Annotated in this window: 12 protein-coding genes; 4 read left to right on the top strand and 8 right to left on the bottom strand. The window is 62.6% G+C overall.

The genetic code is table 11. From position 1 onward, the window contains the following. Nucleotides 1-15 precede the first annotated feature (15 nt). Complete coding sequence (locus OSC50_RS09150; protein WP_181080940.1) at nucleotides 16-1,716, bottom strand: glutamine--tRNA ligase/YqeY domain fusion protein; 1,701 nt, start codon at nucleotides 1,714-1,716, stop codon at nucleotides 16-18. Between the two features lie 249 nt (nucleotides 1,717-1,965). Here OSC50_RS09150 and OSC50_RS09145 point away from each other — a divergent pair, with 249 nt between their 5' ends. Then, a complete protein-coding gene (locus OSC50_RS09145) occupies nucleotides 1,966-2,469 on the top strand; it encodes a peptidylprolyl isomerase (RefSeq protein WP_181080941.1) in 504 nt (167 codons plus the stop codon). Next, on the top strand, nucleotides 2,466-3,215 hold the full coding sequence (lpxH, locus tag OSC50_RS09140) for a UDP-2,3-diacylglucosamine diphosphatase (protein ID WP_181080942.1): 750 nt from the start codon (nucleotides 2,466-2,468) through the stop codon (nucleotides 3,213-3,215). Before OSC50_RS09145 ends, lpxH begins: the two co-directional genes overlap by 4 nt. A gap of 94 nt (nucleotides 3,216-3,309) precedes the next feature. Here the strand turns inward: lpxH and OSC50_RS09135 are convergent, their stop codons facing one another. The 7 genes from OSC50_RS09135 to OSC50_RS09105 form a co-directional block, all read right to left on the bottom strand. After that, the gene (locus OSC50_RS09135; protein ID WP_253508296.1) at nucleotides 3,310-4,839 is read right to left on the bottom strand and encodes a DHA2 family efflux MFS transporter permease subunit; all 1,530 of its coding nucleotides are present in this window, start codon (nucleotides 4,837-4,839) and stop codon (nucleotides 3,310-3,312) included. Continuing rightward, the gene (locus OSC50_RS09130) at nucleotides 4,839-6,041 is read right to left on the bottom strand and encodes an HlyD family secretion protein (protein ID WP_181080943.1); all 1,203 of its coding nucleotides are present in this window, start codon (nucleotides 6,039-6,041) and stop codon (nucleotides 4,839-4,841) included. The genes OSC50_RS09135 and OSC50_RS09130 overlap by 1 nt, the downstream gene beginning before the upstream one ends. Before the next feature lie 15 nt (nucleotides 6,042-6,056). Then, nucleotides 6,057-7,508, bottom strand: a complete 1,452-nt coding sequence (locus OSC50_RS09125; RefSeq protein ID WP_266247700.1) for an efflux transporter outer membrane subunit — start codon at nucleotides 7,506-7,508, stop codon at nucleotides 6,057-6,059. Continuing rightward, nucleotides 7,505-7,978 (bottom strand): MarR family winged helix-turn-helix transcriptional regulator, encoded by a 474-nt coding sequence (locus OSC50_RS09120; RefSeq protein ID WP_181080945.1) that lies wholly within the window; start codon nucleotides 7,976-7,978, stop codon nucleotides 7,505-7,507. Before OSC50_RS09120 ends, OSC50_RS09125 begins: the two co-directional genes overlap by 4 nt. A gap of 333 nt (nucleotides 7,979-8,311) precedes the next feature. Beyond that, nucleotides 8,312-11,983, bottom strand: coding sequence for a translocation/assembly module TamB domain-containing protein (locus OSC50_RS09115; RefSeq protein ID WP_266247697.1), 3,672 nt, complete (start codon nucleotides 11,981-11,983; stop codon nucleotides 8,312-8,314). Continuing rightward, on the bottom strand, nucleotides 11,983-13,710 hold the full coding sequence (locus OSC50_RS09110; RefSeq protein WP_266247695.1) for an autotransporter assembly complex protein TamA: 1,728 nt from the start codon (nucleotides 13,708-13,710) through the stop codon (nucleotides 11,983-11,985). The genes OSC50_RS09115 and OSC50_RS09110 overlap by 1 nt, the downstream gene beginning before the upstream one ends. A gap of 64 nt (nucleotides 13,711-13,774) precedes the next feature. Then, nucleotides 13,775-14,425: a GNAT family N-acetyltransferase gene (locus OSC50_RS09105; protein WP_266247692.1), complete on the bottom strand. Its 651-nt coding sequence runs from the start codon at nucleotides 14,423-14,425 to the stop codon at nucleotides 13,775-13,777. 169 nt (nucleotides 14,426-14,594) lie between these two features. Here OSC50_RS09105 and xthA point away from each other — a divergent pair, with 169 nt between their 5' ends. Beyond that, nucleotides 14,595-15,407 (top strand): exodeoxyribonuclease III, encoded by an 813-nt coding sequence (gene xthA, locus OSC50_RS09100; RefSeq protein ID WP_181080949.1) that lies wholly within the window; start codon nucleotides 14,595-14,597, stop codon nucleotides 15,405-15,407. Nucleotides 15,408-15,510: 103 nt separating this feature from the next. After that, nucleotides 15,511-16,845 carry a substrate-binding domain-containing protein gene (locus OSC50_RS09095; RefSeq protein ID WP_266247690.1) on the top strand — a complete coding sequence of 445 codons (1,335 nt, stop codon included), beginning with the start codon at nucleotides 15,511-15,513 and terminating at the stop codon, nucleotides 16,843-16,845. The last annotated feature ends 8 nt before the right edge of the window (nucleotides 16,846-16,853 follow it).

Raw genomic sequence — 16,853 nt, 5'->3', positions numbered from 1 at the left:
GGCTTCCTTAGAGAATCACTGGCCCCACGAATCACGCAGGGTCACGGTACGGTTGAATACCGGAGCACCAGGTTTCGAGTCCTTGATATCCGCGCAGAAGTAGCCTTCGCGCTCGAACTGGAAACGGTCTTCCGGCTGTGCGTCGCCAAGCGATGGCTCGGCACGACAACCAGTGAGTACTTGCAGGGAGTCAGGGTTGATGTTGTCGAGGAAACTGGCGCTGTCTTCGGCCTTCTCGGGATTCGGCGAGCGGAACAGACGGTCGTACAGACGCACTTCGCACTCGACGCTGGCGGCGGCCGGCACCCAGTGGATTACGCCCTTGACCTTGCGGCCTTCAGGGTTCTTGCCCAAGGTGTCCGGGTCGTACGAGCAGTGCAGTTCGACGATGTTGCCGTCGGCGTCCTTGATCGCTTCGTCGGCGCGGATCACATAACTGCCGCGCAGGCGCACTTCGCCGTTCGGCTCCAGGCGCTTATAGCCCTTTGGCGGTTCTTCCATGAAATCGTCACGGTCGATGTAGATTTCACGGGCGAACGGCAGCTTGCGCACGCCGAGCGCTTCGTTCTGCGGATGACGCGGCAATTCGAGATTGTCGACCTTGTCTTGCGGATAGTTGGTGATCACCACTTTCAACGGGCGCAGCACGCACATGGCGCGCGGCGCGTTCGCGTCGAGGTCCTGGCGGATGCTGAATTCGAGCATGCCGTAGTCGACCACGCCGTCGGAGCGGTTGGTGCCGACCATCTCGCAGAAATTGCGAATCGACGCCGGGGTATAGCCACGGCGGCGGAAGCCCGACAGCGTGGACATGCGCGGGTCATCCCAGCCATGTACGTGCTTTTCATCGACCAGTTGCTTGAGCTTGCGCTTGCTGGTGATGGTGTAGTTGAGGTTCAGGCGGCTGAATTCGTACTGGCGCGGCTGAGCCGGCACCGGCAGATTGCTCAGGAACCATTCGTACAATGGGCGATGGCTTTCGAACTCCAGGGTGCAGATGGAGTGGGTGATGCCTTCGATGGCGTCCGACTGGCCGTGGGTGAAGTCGTAGTTGGGGTAGATGCACCACTTGTCGCCGGTCTGGTGGTGATGGGCGTGGCGGATGCGGTACATGATCGGGTCGCGCAGGTTCATGTTCGGCGAGGCCATGTCGATCTTGGCGCGCAGCACACGGGCGCCGTCCGGGAACTCGCCGGCGCGCATGCGGGCGAACCAGTCGAGGTTCTCTTGCACCGAACGGTCGCGGAACGGGCTGTTCTTGCCCGGTTCGGTGAGCGTGCCACGGTATTCCTTGGCCTGTTCCGGGCTCAGGTCGTCGACGTAGGCCTTGCCGGCCTTGATCAACTCCACGGCCCAGTCGTGCAACTGGTCGAAGTACTGCGAGGCATAGCGCACTTCACCGGACCATTCGAAACCCAGCCACTTCACGTCGCTTTCGATGGCGTCGATGTATTCCTGGTCTTCCTTGGCCGGGTTGGTGTCGTCGAAACGCAGGTGGGTGACGCCGCCGAATTCCTGGGCCAGGCCGAAGTTCACGCAGATCGACTTGGCGTGACCGATGTGCAGGTAGCCGTTGGGCTCAGGCGGGAAACGGGTGACGATCTGCGTGTGCTTGCCCGAATCCAGGTCCGCCTGGATGATCGGGCGCAGGAAATTGACCGGGACGGCAGGTCCGGTCTTGGAATTCGAGGTAGGGTCGACAGTGGGCTTGCTCATAGGATCCTTGAACAGACAGGTTCGTGGCCGTTTGCGGCCAGATAAAACAAAGGGCTTATCATAGCCGAAGCGGTCAAGCCGCTGACAGAGCGTGGCCCAAAACTGCTGCATTTAATGCACGGGCGGTAAAAAACCACCTCGAAATTCCTGCCGGGCACGCTAAACTGCGCGCCTTGGCCGCCGTTTAGCCAGACAGGTCAGGCGCTCTGCGCGCCCAAACCCACGAATTCCCTGAAAAGAGTAGTGCACATGACTCAAGTCAAACTGACCACCAACCACGGTGACATCGTCATCGAGCTGAACGCCGAGAAAGCGCCGATCACCGTCGCCAACTTCATCGAATACGTTAAAGCCGGCCACTACGAAAACACGGTTTTCCACCGTGTCATCGGCAACTTCATGATTCAAGGCGGCGGTTTCGAGCCTGGCATGAAAGAAAAGAAAGACAAGCGCCCAAGCATCCAGAACGAAGCGGACAACGGCCTCTCCAACGACAAGTACACCGTCGCCATGGCCCGTACCATGGAGCCGCATTCGGCCTCCGCGCAGTTCTTCATCAACGTGGCCGACAACACCTTCCTCAACCACAGCGGCAAGAACGTGCAGGGCTGGGGCTACGCGGTATTCGGTAAAGTCACCGAAGGCCAGGACGTTGTCGACAAGATCAAAGGCGTGTCCACCACCTCCAAGGCCGGCCACCAGGACGTCCCCGCTGAAGACGTCATCGTCGAGAAAGCCGAGATCGTTGGGTGATATTGCTGATTTCAGATTTGCATCTGGAAGAGGAGCGCCCGGACATCACCCGGGCGTTTCTGGATCTGCTCCACGGCCGTGCCCGTGGCGCCCAGGCGTTGTACATTCTGGGGGACTTCTTCGAAGCCTGGATTGGCGACGATGGGATGACCGAATTCCAACGCTCGATCTGCGCGCACTTGCGCGAACTGAGCGACAGCGGCACCGCGATTTTCATCATGCACGGCAACCGCGATTTCCTGCTCGGCAAGGCCTTCTGCAAAGCCGCCGGCGCCACCCTGCTTAAAGACCCGAGCGTGGTGCATCTGCACGGTGAGCCCGTGCTGCTGATGCACGGCGACAGCCTGTGCACCCGCGACCTCGGCTATATGAAGCTGCGGCGCATCCTGCGTAACCCCATTGTGCTGTTTATCCTGCGCCACCTGCCCTTGGCCAGCCGCCACAAGCTGGCGCGCAAGCTGCGCAGCGAAAGCCGTGCGCAAACGCGCATGAAGGCCAACGACATTGTCGATGTCACTCCCGAGGAAGTACCCCGGGTGATGCAGCACTTCGGCGTGCACACGCTGGTCCACGGCCACACCCACCGCCCGGCGATCCACAAGCTGCAGATCGGCGACCAGGCTGCCCGGCGCATTGTGCTCGGGGATTGGGACAAGCAGGGCTGGGCGTTGCAGGTGGATGAGCAAGGGTTTCAACTGGCGGCGTTTGACTTCGTCAATCCGCAGCTGGCGTTGCCTGGCGCCTGATCCTCAAACACCGCTGATCCAATGTGAATACAGATCAAAATGTGGGAGGCGGCAAACTCCCTCCCACAATTGATTGCATTTCAGTCTTTGCCAATCAGTGGCCGGACGCTTCCGGCCCTGCCTTGGCACCAAACGGCGGCTTGGCCAGCCACACCAGCAGCATCAATGCCATGAACATCCAGCCCAGCAAAGTGAAGTAGTCCACGGTGGACATCATGTACGCCTGGCTGGTGAGGATGTGGTCCAGCTGCGTATAGGCCTTCTGCCCTGCTCCGCCCAACGCCTGCAAGGCATCGCGGGTGGCCGAGTCGTAGACGGTCATGTTTTCGCTCATGTACGCATGGTGCTGATCGGCGCGGCGGATCCAGATCCAGGTGGTCAACGAGGCAGCAAAGCTGCCGCCCAGGGTCCGCAGAAACGTCGCAAGACCGGCGCCGTCGGCGATCTGCTGCGGGGGCAGATCGGACATCAGGATGCTCAAGGTCGGCATGAAGAACAATGCCACGCCGATCCCCATAAACAGTTGCACCAGGGCGATATGGGTAAAGTCCACTTCATTGGTGAAGCCCGCGCGCATAAAGCAGCTCAAGCCAATTGCCAGGAACGCCAGCCCCGCCAGCAGGCGCAGGTCGAACTTGTGCGCGTACTTGCCCACGAACGGCGACATCAGCACCGGTAGAATACCGATCGGCGCCACCGCCAGCCCGGCCCACGTGGCGGTGTAGCCCATCTGGGTCTGCAACCACTGCGGCAGGATCAGGTTGATGCCGAAGAAACCGGCGTAGCCGAGGATCAACACGATGGTGCCGATGCGGAAGTTACGATAGGCAAACAACCGCAGGTTGACCACCGGATGCTCGTCGGTCATTTCCCAGATCACGAACACCGCCAGGGCAATCGCCGAGATTGCCGCGCCGATAATGATGAAATTCGATTCGAACCAGTCCAGGTCATTGCCCTTGTCGAGGATGATCTGCAACGCGCCCACCCCCACGATCAAGCTGAGCAGCCCGACATAGTCCATGGGTTGGTAACTGGTGTGCACCGGACGTTTCTTCAATTGCGAGCGCACCACCATCACCGCAAAGATGCCGATGGGTACGTTGATAAAGAAGATCCACGGCCAGCTGTAACTGTCAGTGATCCAACCGCCGAGGATCGGCCCGGCAATCGGCGCCACCACCGTAACCATCGCCAGCAGCGCCAGGGCCATGCCGCGCTTGGCCGGCGGGTACACCGCGATCAGCAGCGTCTGGGTCATCGGGTACAACGGCCCGGCCACCAGGCCTTGCAGCACCCGAAACCCGATCAATTCGGGCATCGAGGTGGAAATCCCGCAGAGGAACGACGCCAATACAAACAGCATGGTCGCCCACAGGAACAGCTTCACCTCGCCAAAGCGCCGGCTCAACCAGCCGGTGAGCGGCAAGGCAATCGCGTTGCTCACCGCAAACGAGGTGATCACCCAGGTGCCCTGCTCCGAACTCACGCCCAGGTTGCCGGAGATAGTCGGCAACGCCACGTTGGCGATGGTGGTGTCGAGCACCTGCATAAAGGTCGCCAGCGACAGGCCAATGGTGGCCATCAGCAGGCTGGGCGGCGTGAACGAGGCTTCCTTGCTCATCAGCGTTGCGCAGCCTTGGGAGCGGCGACGCTGTTGGCATGGATCAATTGCGTGATCATGGCATCGGCCTCGGCCAGTTGCTGGTCATACACCGTGGTGGTGAACGACGCCTTCTGCGGCGGTTGTTGCGCCAGCACCGGGCCGCTCTGGTCATGCAGGTCGACGTTGACCACGGTGCTCAAGCCCACGCGCAGCGGGTGCTTGGCCAGCTCTTCGGCGTTGATATGGATACGCACCGGCACACGCTGCACGATCTTGATCCAGTTACCGGTAGCGTTCTGCGCCGGCAGCAAGGCGAATGCGCTGCCGGTGCCGGCGCCGAGGCTGTCGACGGTGCCGCTGTATTTAACGTCGCTGCCGTAGATGTCCGACTCAATGTCCACCGGCTGGCCGATGCGCATATCGCGCAGTTGGGTTTCCTTGAAGTTGGCGTCGATCCACAGCTGGTCCAGTGGGATCACCGCCATCAACGCCGTGCCTGGTTGCACGCGCTGGCCCAATTGCACGCTGCGCTTGGCCACGTAACCGGTGACCGGCGCGATCAAAGTGCTGCGCGCGTTGGTCAGGTAAGCCTGGCGCAGTTGCGCGGCGGCGGCCTGCACGTCGGGGTGCGAGCTGATGACCGTGTCGTCCACCAGGGCGTTGGTGGTTTTGAGTTGCTGCTCAAGGTTGGTCAGGGCGTTCTTAGCAGCGGTCAGGCTGTCGCGGGCGTGGGACAGTTCTTCCTGGGAAATCGCACCGCCCTGGGCCAGGGTCTTACGCCGGTTGTAGTTGTCCTGCGCAGTCTGCACGTCGGCTTTCTGCGCATTGACCTGAGCCTTCATGCCGTCGACGTTGCTGTACAAGCCGCGCACCTGGCGCACGGTGCGCGCCAGATTGGCCTGGGCACTTTGCAGGCCGACGGCGGCGTCGTTCGGGTCGAAATTGACCAGCACCTGACCGGCATGCACCAGGTCACCATCATCGGCGCCGATGCTCACCACGGTGCCGGTGACCAGCGGAGTGATTTCCACCACGTTGCCGTTCACGTAGGCATCGTCGGTGCTTTCATTGAAGCGCCCGTACAGTTCGTACCAGGCCCACACGCCGACCACGCCCAGGATGACGATCAGCGCGAGGCCGATCAGCATGACTTTGCGCTTGCGCGGGTTGCTGGTGGTGTTCGGTTGTGGTGTGGCGTTGGAGTGTTCGGCAGTGGCCATGACAAATACCTCGAATTATTCCGTGCGGGTGGCGGGGGTAGTCGACGCGACATTGCTGGCGCCGTAGCCGCCGCCCAGGGCCTGCATCAATTGGATCGACAGGGTGATCTGCCCGGCATTGAGGCTCGCCAGCTGACGCTGGGCCTGCAGCAGCTGCTGCTCGATGCTGAGTACATCCAGGTAGCTGCCGATGCCGGAGCCGTAGCGCTGGACCACGGTGTCGTAGGACTGCTGCGCAATGTCCGTAGCGTGTTGCTGGGCCTGGATCTGCCGGCCGGTGTCGCGCAGTTGGGACAAGGTGTTGCCGATATCGCCCAGAGCTTGCACCAGGGTTTTGTTGTATTGCGCCACGGCCAGGTCGTAGTCGGCGTCGCGGGCGTCGAGGTCGGCGCGCAGGCGGCCGCCGTCGAAGATCGGCAACGAGATCGTCGGCGCAATATTGAAGAAGCGACTGGCCGAGCCGAACATCGCATCGCCCAGCAACGACTCGGCGCCGGCGCTCGCGCTGAGATTGAGATTGGGGTAGAAGCGGGTTTTGCTCGCATCGATGGTGCGACTCGCCGCCTCCACGCGCCAGCGCGCGGCAATCAGGTCGGGACGCCGGCCCAACAGCTCGGCGGGCAGCACCGCAGGCGCCGCCACGGCGGCAGGCTTGAGCACGGCCGGGCGTGCCAGTTCGCCGCCACGGTCCGGGCCTTTACCGAGCAACACTGCCAGGGCGATCCTGGCGCTCTGCAGTTGTTTCTGCGCATCGATCAACTGCGACTCGGAACTCGCCGCCAGGCTTTCGGTTTGCTGGTACTGGTAGTGGCTGTCGATGCCCGAATCCAGGCGGCGCTGGCTCAGTTCGAGCATTTGCCGGGTGCGCTTGAGGTCTTCTTCGGCCAGGTCACTCACGATATGGGCCTGGCCCAGATCGCTGTAGGCCTTGGCCACATCGGCGGCCAGGGTCAGGCGCGCAGCCTGTTGATCGACCTGGGCGGCACGCGCCTGGCCCAATGCGGCCTCCCAGGCGGCGCGCTGGCCACCCCAAAGGTCGAAGGTGTAGTTGAAGCTGGCGCCGATGTTGCGCACCGTCGAGTAGGCATCGCCCTGCCCGCGCGGGTCCTGGTCCTTGGCCAGGCGCGAACGGCTCACACCGGCGCTGGCATCCAGGGTGGGCATGCGCGCGGCGTCGGCGGCGTAGGCAGCGGCTTCAGCCTGGTGCGCGCGGGCGCTGGCCACCTGCATATCCGGGCTGTTTTGCAGGGCTTCGTTGATCAGGCCGTCGAGCTGCGGGTCGCCGAGGCTTTTCCACCAGTCGGCGCTCGGCCAGGCAGCGCTGGAGAGCGTTACCCCGCTCAGGGACTTTTCGGTGTGCAGGGTGTTGGCGTCAAGGCGCCGGCCCTGGGTGTCGAGGCCGCTGTAGTTGGCGCAACCGGCCATGCTCATGGCCACGAGCACCAGGCAAAGGGCGCGTGTGTTCATGCTTTACCTACCCGCTGCAGGGTGATGGGGTCGCCTGCCGCTATCAGAATTTTTTTGAGGATGCGTTCCAGGGTTTCCAGCTCGCCGGGTTCGAGCACACCGGCCAGTTGATTCAGCGCAGCGGCGCCGATGTGCGGCAGCATGTCCGCCAAGCGCTGGCCATCGGCGGTGAGGACCAGTTGCACCTGGCGCCGGTCCTGTTCGGAACGCTGCCGGCACAGCAAGCCCTTCTGCTCCAGCCGATCGAGCATGCGCGTCATTGAGCCGCTGTCCAGGGACAGGTTGCGACACAGCTCCGCCGGCGTGTCGACGCCGAACTGGGCCATGATGATCAACACCTTGAACTGTGCGGCGGTGATGCCGTGGGGTTCCATATGGGTGTCGATGATGCGGTCCTTGAGGAGCGCGGCGCGGCCCAGCAGCAGGCCGAGGTGGCAGTTGTGGAAGTTGTCTGGGGTGAAGTGCGGCATTGGAAGTCACCTTATTACTGCCTAGGCAGTGAATGTGTGACGAGATATTACTGCCTAGGCAGCGAAAGTCAAATGGAATAATTAGCTTGCTTGGTAGTTTGGCGATGGGTGGGTGAAAGACAGACTTAATGTGGGAGGGGGCTTGCTGTGGCGAGCGGGCTTGCCCCGCGCTGGGCCGCGAAGCGGCCCCATTCCAGGCGACGTGGTTTAGCTGATACACCGACGTGCCTGGGTTTGGGTCTGCTTCGCAGCCCAGCGCGGGGCAAGCCCGCTCACCACAAAAAAACCGCTCACCACAGCAAGCTCCCTCCTACATTTCTATCCCCGTTGGGTTTAGAAATCGCGCTTGTAGAAGATATCCAGGGAGCTGGCCACGCCACTGGCCACTTCCAGGTAGACCTTTTTACTCAGCAGGTAGCGCAAGGCGATGGTGTTGGCAGGCTCGAATACGCCAACGCCATAGCGCAGGCTGAGTTTTTCGGTGATTTTGCCGCTGGCGACCACAGCGGTGTTGTTGCCGCTGCCCTGGGTGTCGAGGTCGAAATCGCGAATGCCGAGCTTGTTAGCGATGTCCGACGTCACCCCGGCGCTGCCCATCAGGCCCAGACCCAGGGCAGCCTGGGCGAGCATGTTGTTGTCTTCGCCGGTAGTGCTTAACGGGCGCCCCAGCACCAGGTAGGACAGCGCCTGTTCCTGGCTCATCGCCGGTTCCGAAAAGATTTGCGTGGTGGGCTGCTCGGCGCTGCCGCTCAGGCGAATACCGGCGGTCACGTCGTCGGTCTTGCGGATCGCTTCGATGTCCAGGTACGGCTGGTCCAGCGGCCCGGCGAACAGCAGGCGCGCACGGCGCACGTCAAGCTTCTGCCCATAGGCGCGGTAGCGGCCGTCGTTGAGCCACAGCTCGCCACGGGTGTCGAGGTTGTCGCCGATGTGCACCTGACCCTGGACCTTGGCGGTCAGGCCGAAACCGGAAAAATTCAGCCGGTCTTCACCCACCACCACGTCGATATCCATGGCCATGGCCATCGGTGGCTTGCCCTCTTCGGTCTGGCTGCCGATGATCACCGTGTCATCCGACACCTTGACGGTCGACGGCGGCAATTCGCGCACGGTGATGTCGCCACGCGGGATGCGCACCTTGCCGGCAACGGCCAACCTGTCGTTCTTGAGGCTGATTTTCAGGTCGGGCGCCACTTCCAGCTCGGCGTAGGGTTCCACCGTGACGGGCAGTTGCGTGCCCTGCAGTTGCAGGTCCATCGCCAAGGCCTGGCCCCAATCGACCTGCCCCTTGAGGCTGCCCTGCCCGGCTTTGCCGCTGCGCCAGCCGCCGTTCAGTTGCACACTTTCACCGGCAATCAACGCCTGCACATTCAGCCCTTCGAGACTGATGGGCAGTTCCGGCCCGGACACTTCGCCGCCCACCAGGTTAACGCTGCCGTTGACCTGCGGCGCCAGCAGGCCGCCGCTGATGCGGCCGTTGCCGTTGAGCTTGCCGCTGAGTTTTTCCACCATCGGCACGAACGGCCGCGCCACGGCCAGGTCCAGCCCCATCAGGCTGAAATTGCCAGTGATCGGCTTGTTTTTCGGCAATGGGTTGATCTGCGCCTGCAGCAGCAATTCGCCGAGCTGGCCGCCGCGGAAATTCAGCTGCGTATCGATGCGCCGAGGGTTGAGGGTGGTTTCCAGCTTGAGGGTCTCATAGGGAAAGTCCAACCACTGGGCCTTGTCCTTGACGCGCAAGGTGCCACCGCTGGCATCCACCGACACGATGCCCTTGGGGCCGCTGGCGGGCAGGTCCAGTTGCAGGTCGGCATTGAGGCGACCTTGCCAGGCGAAATCCTTGGGCAAAAACGCCGCCAGGCTGTCGATGGGGAACTGCTTGAGGTGATAACGCAACTTCGGTTCGGGCATCAGACGCTGGTCTTCGCCGCACAGGCTCGACGCACCGGAGACCCAGCAGTGCGCCGCAAATGTCAGTCGGCCATCGGCCAGGCGTTCGATCCTGGCCGGAGCCTGCAGCCGCCAGTCCTGGCCGCCGGCCTGCACATCGCCGCTGGCCAGGCGCCCGCGCCAGTTGCCCTGGTCAAGATGGCCGTCCAGCGCCAAGGCCAGTTTGACCAACGGGCCGGCCAGGTCGAGCTGGACCTTTTGCTGCCGGATATCGCCCTGGGCGCTGGCGGTGAGCGTGCCGACCTGGGTGTCACCGCTCTGGAGGCCGCTGCCCTTGAGGTCGATCTTTGCGCGTTGGGCGTTATCCAGCGAGGCGTCGAGGCTGAGGGTTTGCAGGCGGTTGTCGGCAAACGCCAGTTGCTGGCCCTTGAGCCCAAGCTTGCCCTGAGGCGCCTTGAGCGTGCCGGCCACGTCGAGCCGGCCGTTGATCTGACCGCGCAGCTGTGGCCACAACTGGGCCAGGCGTGTGAGTTTGATATCGATCTGCCCGGCCAGGCGCTGCTGCAGGCTGCCGCTGCCCTGGATGCGGTTGTCGCCCAGGCGCAGGTCGAGGTTGGCGAGGGTCCATTGCTCGCCGGCGCCGTCGGCCTTGGCCGCCAGCACGGCGGTCTGCCCGCGCAGGCGGCCCTTGAGGTCAAGGTCGGCGTTGAGTTTGAGTTGTTCGTTCTTGAATTCGCCCTTGCTGCGCAGCGGTCCGGCCAGAGTGCCGGGCAACTCCGCCACCCAGTACGCCGGGTTCAGCGCCGACAGGTCCAACGCGGTGTCCCACGCAATGCCGTCGGCGAATTGCAGGTTCAGGTGACCTTCGGCCTTGCCCTGACCGGCGCTCAGTTTCAGCTCCGGCAGGAACACTTGCGTAAGGTCGCCGCTGAACGGCGTGACCACCGAGAACGAGCCGGCCGGGCCATCGAGGTTGGCCGTGAGGTTACCGAGGTAGTTGCCGTCTTTATAGGCAATCTCGCCGTTGAAGGTACGCAACGCTACTTGGGGCTCGTCGATCAGCGGGTACAGGCGATGCCACGGGAAATCCAGCCAGGCGATTTTGGCATCGGCGCTGAAGCCTTGCTGCCAGTCCAGGTTGGCGCTGAGTTTCAGGCTTTGTTTGTCGCCGGCATTCACGTCCAGGCCGGCGATCTGCGCGCCTTTGGCGTCTACCTTGCCTTGCAGCAGCAGATCCACCGGGCCTTTTTCCGCCGGCAACACGGCCTTGCCTTGCAGTTGGTAGCCACGGCTCAGGTCGCCCTTGGCGGTAAGGTCCAGTTGATTGAGTTGCAGGGTGTCGGGCAAATCAGCACTGGGCTTGAAGCCATCGGCGGTGATGCGCAGTTGGGCGGGCAGGTTTTCCGCCAGCGGTTGCAGTTCGCCGCTGAGTTTGGCCGGCAGGTAGCCGCTGCTGTCGGCGTCGAGTTTGAGGGTCTTGAGCAGGTCGCCGTCGATCTTCAGCGCCACCGTCCACGGCGCGCCGCCGGGTGCATAAGGCAGGCTCAGATTGCCGCTGGCGGTCAACGGCCAATCGCCGCTGGGCTGCAACAGGCCGCTCAGGTCCAGCACCAGGTCGTCGCGCCGCAGGTGCACGGCGTCGATCTGCATCCCCGCCGCGGTCCAGTGCGCCGCCAGTTGCAGGCCCTTGAGTTCCTCGCTGCCGTTGAACAACAGACGACCGACACGGACGTCGCCCAACTGCAGGGCCACCGGCAATTTCAAGTCCGGCAGTTGAATCGGTCCGCTGCTCTCGTCGCCACTGGGGGGAAATTGCAGGCTGACCTGCTCCACATCCAGTTGATCGATGCACAAGGTCATGCGCAGCAGACAGGCCGGCGACCACGCTAACGTCGCTGCCTGGAGTTCGACGCGGCTGCTGTCCTGCTGCCAGAGCAGATGGTCGGCGCGCCATTGGCCGCCCAGGTGGCCGTGGAAATTCTCCACGCTCAACCCCGGCACACGCGCCAACGCCCAACGGCTGCCGGCCTGGGTGCCGAGTATCGCCCAGCCGGTCAGCACTGCCACGGTGAGGACGGCCATCACGGCCAGCCCGGCTATTTTCACACCTCGCATCACAACTCAGGCCCCATGGAAAAGTGCAATCGAATGCCGCCCGGGTCTTCCAGAGCATGGGCCAGGTCCAGGCGAATCGGGCCGACCGGCGAGACCCAGCGCACACCGACGCCGACGCCGGTCTTCAGGCTCGGCAGCTCCAGATCATTAAAGGAGTTGCCCTGGTCGATGAAGGTCGCGATCCGCCATTTTTCGGCGATGGAATATTGGTACTCGGCACTCAGCGCCACCATGTAGCGCCCACCGATGCGATCTCCCCGGTCGTTTTCGGGGGACAGGGTCTGGTACTCATAGCCGCGCACGCTCTGGTCTCCACCGGCAAAGAAACGCAACGACGGTGGCACCGACTGGTAACCATTGGTGGCGCTGCCGCCCACTTGGGCGCGGGCGAGAAACCGGTGGTTGTCCCACAGGGTGGTCAAGCCTTTGACCATGGCCGTGCCATACAGGAGGTTGGTGTCCGATCCCAACCCCTCCTTGGCCACCTTGGCGTCGAATTGCAGGCGGTAGCCGTGGTGCGGGTCAATACGATTGTCGCTGCGCAGGTAGGAATAGCTGACGCCTGGCATCAGCAGGTTGCTCAGGCCTGAGTCGTTGCCCAGGCGATATTCCTCGCGTTGCCACTTGAGCGAGATCACCCGTGTCCAGCCGCTGGGCAACTTGCTGTGCCACTCCGGCCCGAGGGTAAGCAATTTACTCAGGGTGTCGGTGTTGGCGATTTCTTCGTTCTGATAGCCGCCGGCAAAGCGCAATTTGTCGGTGAGCGGCGGGTCCATGGGAATGTCGTACCAAAGGCCGACGTTCTGCCGCGGTGCCGACAGCTCGGCTTCCCAGCCATAGCTATGGCCCTGGGGGTTGACCCAGTGCCGCGTCCAGTTGGCTTTGCCGCGCGGTCCGACGTCGGTGGAGTAACCCAGGCCCAGGCCCAGGGTGCGCGGTTTACGTGTATCCAGCTGCACGGCGACGGGGATCACATCATGGATCGAGGCGGCGGGGGCGGCGTCCACCCGCACGCCTTCAAAAAAACCACTGGCCTGCAGGTTCTGGTTGAGCTCAGCGATAAGTTCGGAGTCGTAGGGGTCGCCGCTTTTGAACGGCACCATGCGGTGCAGCAGGTCCTCGTCAAATGGCGTATCGCCAGCAAAGCTGACTTTGCCCAGGGTGTAGCGCGGGCCGCTGTCGTAGACCAGTTCGATATCGGCGACGCCAGCCTGCGGGTCCACCGCAAGTTTCTGCCGGGTAAAGCGCCCGCTGAAAAAACCGTAGCGCGAGGCCTGGTTCTGGATCAGGCGCTTGGCGTCTTCGTAATGGCCGTGGTTGAGCACGGCGCCGGACTTGAGATCGTCACCGGCGGGCACGCGAAACGCTTTGAGGCTGGCCGCCGGGCCATCGACCCGAATCGTCACATCACGCAGGTGCACCGGTTCGCCGGGATCGACATTAAGGATCAGGCGCGGGTTCTTGCCGCCTTTCACATCGCTGTCGATGCGCGGTTGGTAGTAGCCCAGTGCCTGGGCGGCCTTGCGCGCCTGCTCCTCGGCGCCACGGCTGAACCGCAGCAGCGCCTCTTCATCGCGATCGCCCACGCCGCCGATATAGCCTTCGATATTGGCTTTCAGCGCGTCGTTGGCGGGTTTGATGCGCACGTCCAATTCGCTTTGCGCCAATGCGCCGCAGCTTGTGAACAGCAGAATCAAGCTGCTGGTGAATCTTCCTGGAAACTTCATAGGCGCGGATGCTACACGAGCTGGCAAGGAACGTAGAACTCGGAAGATTCTGAAAAAATCTGCATTACGCCGTGGCAGCCTGCAGGACCTGCGGGCTGGGGTGGAAAAAAATATGCTCAAGGACAGGTCCTACAGCGACCTCGCCGATTTCCTCATAGCCCTGGCGCTTATAGAACTCCAGGTAGCGCGAGTTGCCCGTGTCGAGCACCACGCCCGAAGAATGCGGGTCCTCGGCGCACCAGTTGTGCACCGCCTGCAACAATTGCTCACCGTAATGTTTGCCCTGGAACTGTGGATGAATCCCCAGCAATGGCAGCACATGCACCGATTCGCTCGGCAGGCACGCCAGCACGGCATGGTGATAATCCAGGTAACGCCGCGTGCCACGCACGCCAGTGCTCAGCCACATGCGCAATTGCCCGGCCCAGCTCTCGGTGATGCCCAGGCGCCGTTGCGGCGGTGCGATCAGTGCAATGCCGATCAGGCGGTCATCGACAAACAGGCCGATGGCGGGAAGTTTCTGAAAGAAATGCTGCTTGACCAGCTCACGCACGGTGGCGCGCACCCGCTGTTCATAGCCGGGACGTTCGGCCTCGAAGATGTAGGCAAACGTCGGTTCGTGGCGGTAAGCCTGGTACAACAGGGAGCGGGCTTCGCGGGAATAGCCGCTGTTGAGCACGCGGACGTCGGCGATGGCAGTCGAAGTGTCAGGCATACAGTCAATCTCTCTGGGCGCCACTCAAAAGATGGCGTTCTTATGGGTACGAACCTACACGGCACCAGTCGTTCCCAGACATTAGCAGTGCATCTGTCCTACCGCCACGCTGGCCCCCGTCTGACTTGTCGGCTAGCATCGCCTTTTTGCCAGAACCGGACCGCCGACCATGAAAATCGTCTCCTTCAATATCAACGGGCTGCGGGCCCGCCCTCATCAGCTGGCGGCGCTGATTGAAAAACATCAACCGGACGTAATCGGCCTGCAGGAAACCAAGGTTCACGACGACCAGTTCCCTCTCGCTGAAGTGCAAGCCCTGGGCTATCACGTGTATTACCACGGCCAGAAAGGCCACTACGGCGTGGCCCTGCTCTCGCGCCAGGAAGCATTGAGCGTGCACAAAGGCTTTGCCAGCGATGAAGAAGACGCCCAGCGCCGCTTTATCTGGGGCACCTTCGCCGATGAGAACGGCCACCCGGTCACGATCATGAACGGCTACTTCCCCCAAGGCGAAAGCCGCGACCATCCCACCAAGTTTCCGGCCAAGCAGCGCTTCTACGAAGACCTGCAGCAGTTGCTGGAAAGCCAGTTCAGCAACGACCAGGCGCTGGTGGTGATGGGCGACGTGAATATCTCGCCGCAAGACTGCGACATCGGCATCGGCGCCGACAACGCCAAGCGTTGGCTCAAGACCGGCAAATGCAGCTTCCTGCCGGAAGAACGCGAGTGGATGGAGCGCCTTAAAAGCTGGGGCCTGGTGGACAGTTTCCGGCACCTTTACCCGGACGTGACCGACCGTTTCAGCTGGTTCGACTACCGCAGCCGTGGGTTTGAAGATGAGCCCAAGCGCGGGCTGCGCATCGACGTGATCATGGCCTCTACCGGCCTGGTGCCACGGGTCAAGGATGCGGGCGTGGATTACGACCTGCGCGGTTTGGAAAAACCGTCGGACCATGCGCCGATCTGGCTTGAATTGAGCTGACCGGCAGTCTGGCTCGGTTAAATGGGGCGGCCTGTCAGTCATATTGATGCAACCTGACTGACTTAATCTCGCGGCACTCCCTTTGGCTTGAGAAGGTGCCGGCATGATGCTGCGCGTTCTGTTCCTGTTGTGTTGCGTATCCTCCCTCACCGCCATGGCCGCTCCCCTGCCCGTTCCCGATCAGGGCCCGGCCTTGCGCATCCAGGGTTCCAACACCATTGGCGCGGCGCTGGGCCCGGCGCTGGTCAAGGGGTTGATGACCGAACAGGGTTTGCAAGGCCTCCACAGCGAGCCCAGCGACGGCACCAATGAACAGCGGGTGGTCGGCCAGACGCGCCAGGGTAAAACGGTGACCATCGAGGTCGCCGCCCATGGTTCCAGCACCGGTTTCGCCGCCCTCAAAACAGGCCGCGCCGACCTGGCTGCCTCGTCCCGTCCCATCAAGGACAGCGAACTGGTGGACCTCGAACCCGTGGGCGACCTGAAAAGCCCCGAGGCCGAGCAGGTGATTGCCATCGACGGCCTGGCCATTATCCTTAACCCGCGCAACCCGCTGAACACCTTGAACACCTGGCAACTGGCGCAGATCTTCAACGGCGAAGTCAGCACCTGGGACGCGTTGGGCGGTGTCGGCGCGCCGATTCATGTGTATGCGCGGGATGATCAGTCAGGCACCTACGACACCTTCAAGGAGCTGGTGCTGCGCCTGCGCGGTAAACCGTTGGTGGCGAGCGCCCAGCGTTTCGAGTCCAGCGAGCAGTTGTCCGACGCGGTCAGCCGCGACCCCCAGGGCATTGGCTTTATCGGCCTGCCCTACGTGCGTCAGGCCAAGGCGGTGGCGATTGTCGACGGCGACTCGCAACCGATGCTGCCGTTGAACAGCCTGATCGCCACCGAGGATTACCCGCTGTCGCGTCGTTTGTTCTTTTACCTGCCGCCATCGAACCGCAACCCATGGGCCGAGGCGCTGGTGGACTTTACCCAAAGCCCCAAAGGCCAGGCGATCGTGGCCGCCAACGGCTTTATCGCGCAGCAGGTGCAGGCCATGGCCGTGACACCGCGCCCGTCGATGCCCGACGATTACCAGGCGATTGCCCGCGATGCCCAACGCCTGAGCGTGAATTTTCGCTTCGAAGAAGGCAGCGCCAGCCTCGACAACAAGGCGCGCCAGGACCTGCAACGGGTAGTGGCGTACCTGAAGAGTCACGACAAGCTGAATAAACAGGTGACGTTGGTGGGCTTCGGCGATGCCAAGAACGACCCGCAACGGGCAGCGTTGCTGTCCAAGCTGCGTGCCATGGCGGTGCGGCGGGAGTTGGTACGCAACGGTGTAGTGCTGCGCGATATTCGAGGGTTCGGTGCGCAGATGCCGGTGGCGGCGAATACGGCGGACGAGGGACGGATCAAGAACCGACGGGTGGAGGTGTGGGTGTATTGAGGCTTGGG

The sequence above is a fragment of the Pseudomonas quebecensis genome (assembly GCF_026410085.1).
Classification (GTDB): Bacteria; Pseudomonadota; Gammaproteobacteria; order Pseudomonadales; family Pseudomonadaceae; genus Aquipseudomonas; species Aquipseudomonas quebecensis.
Note: the sequence above shows the minus strand (reverse complement) of the source record. Positions and strands in the feature narration are given on the sequence as shown.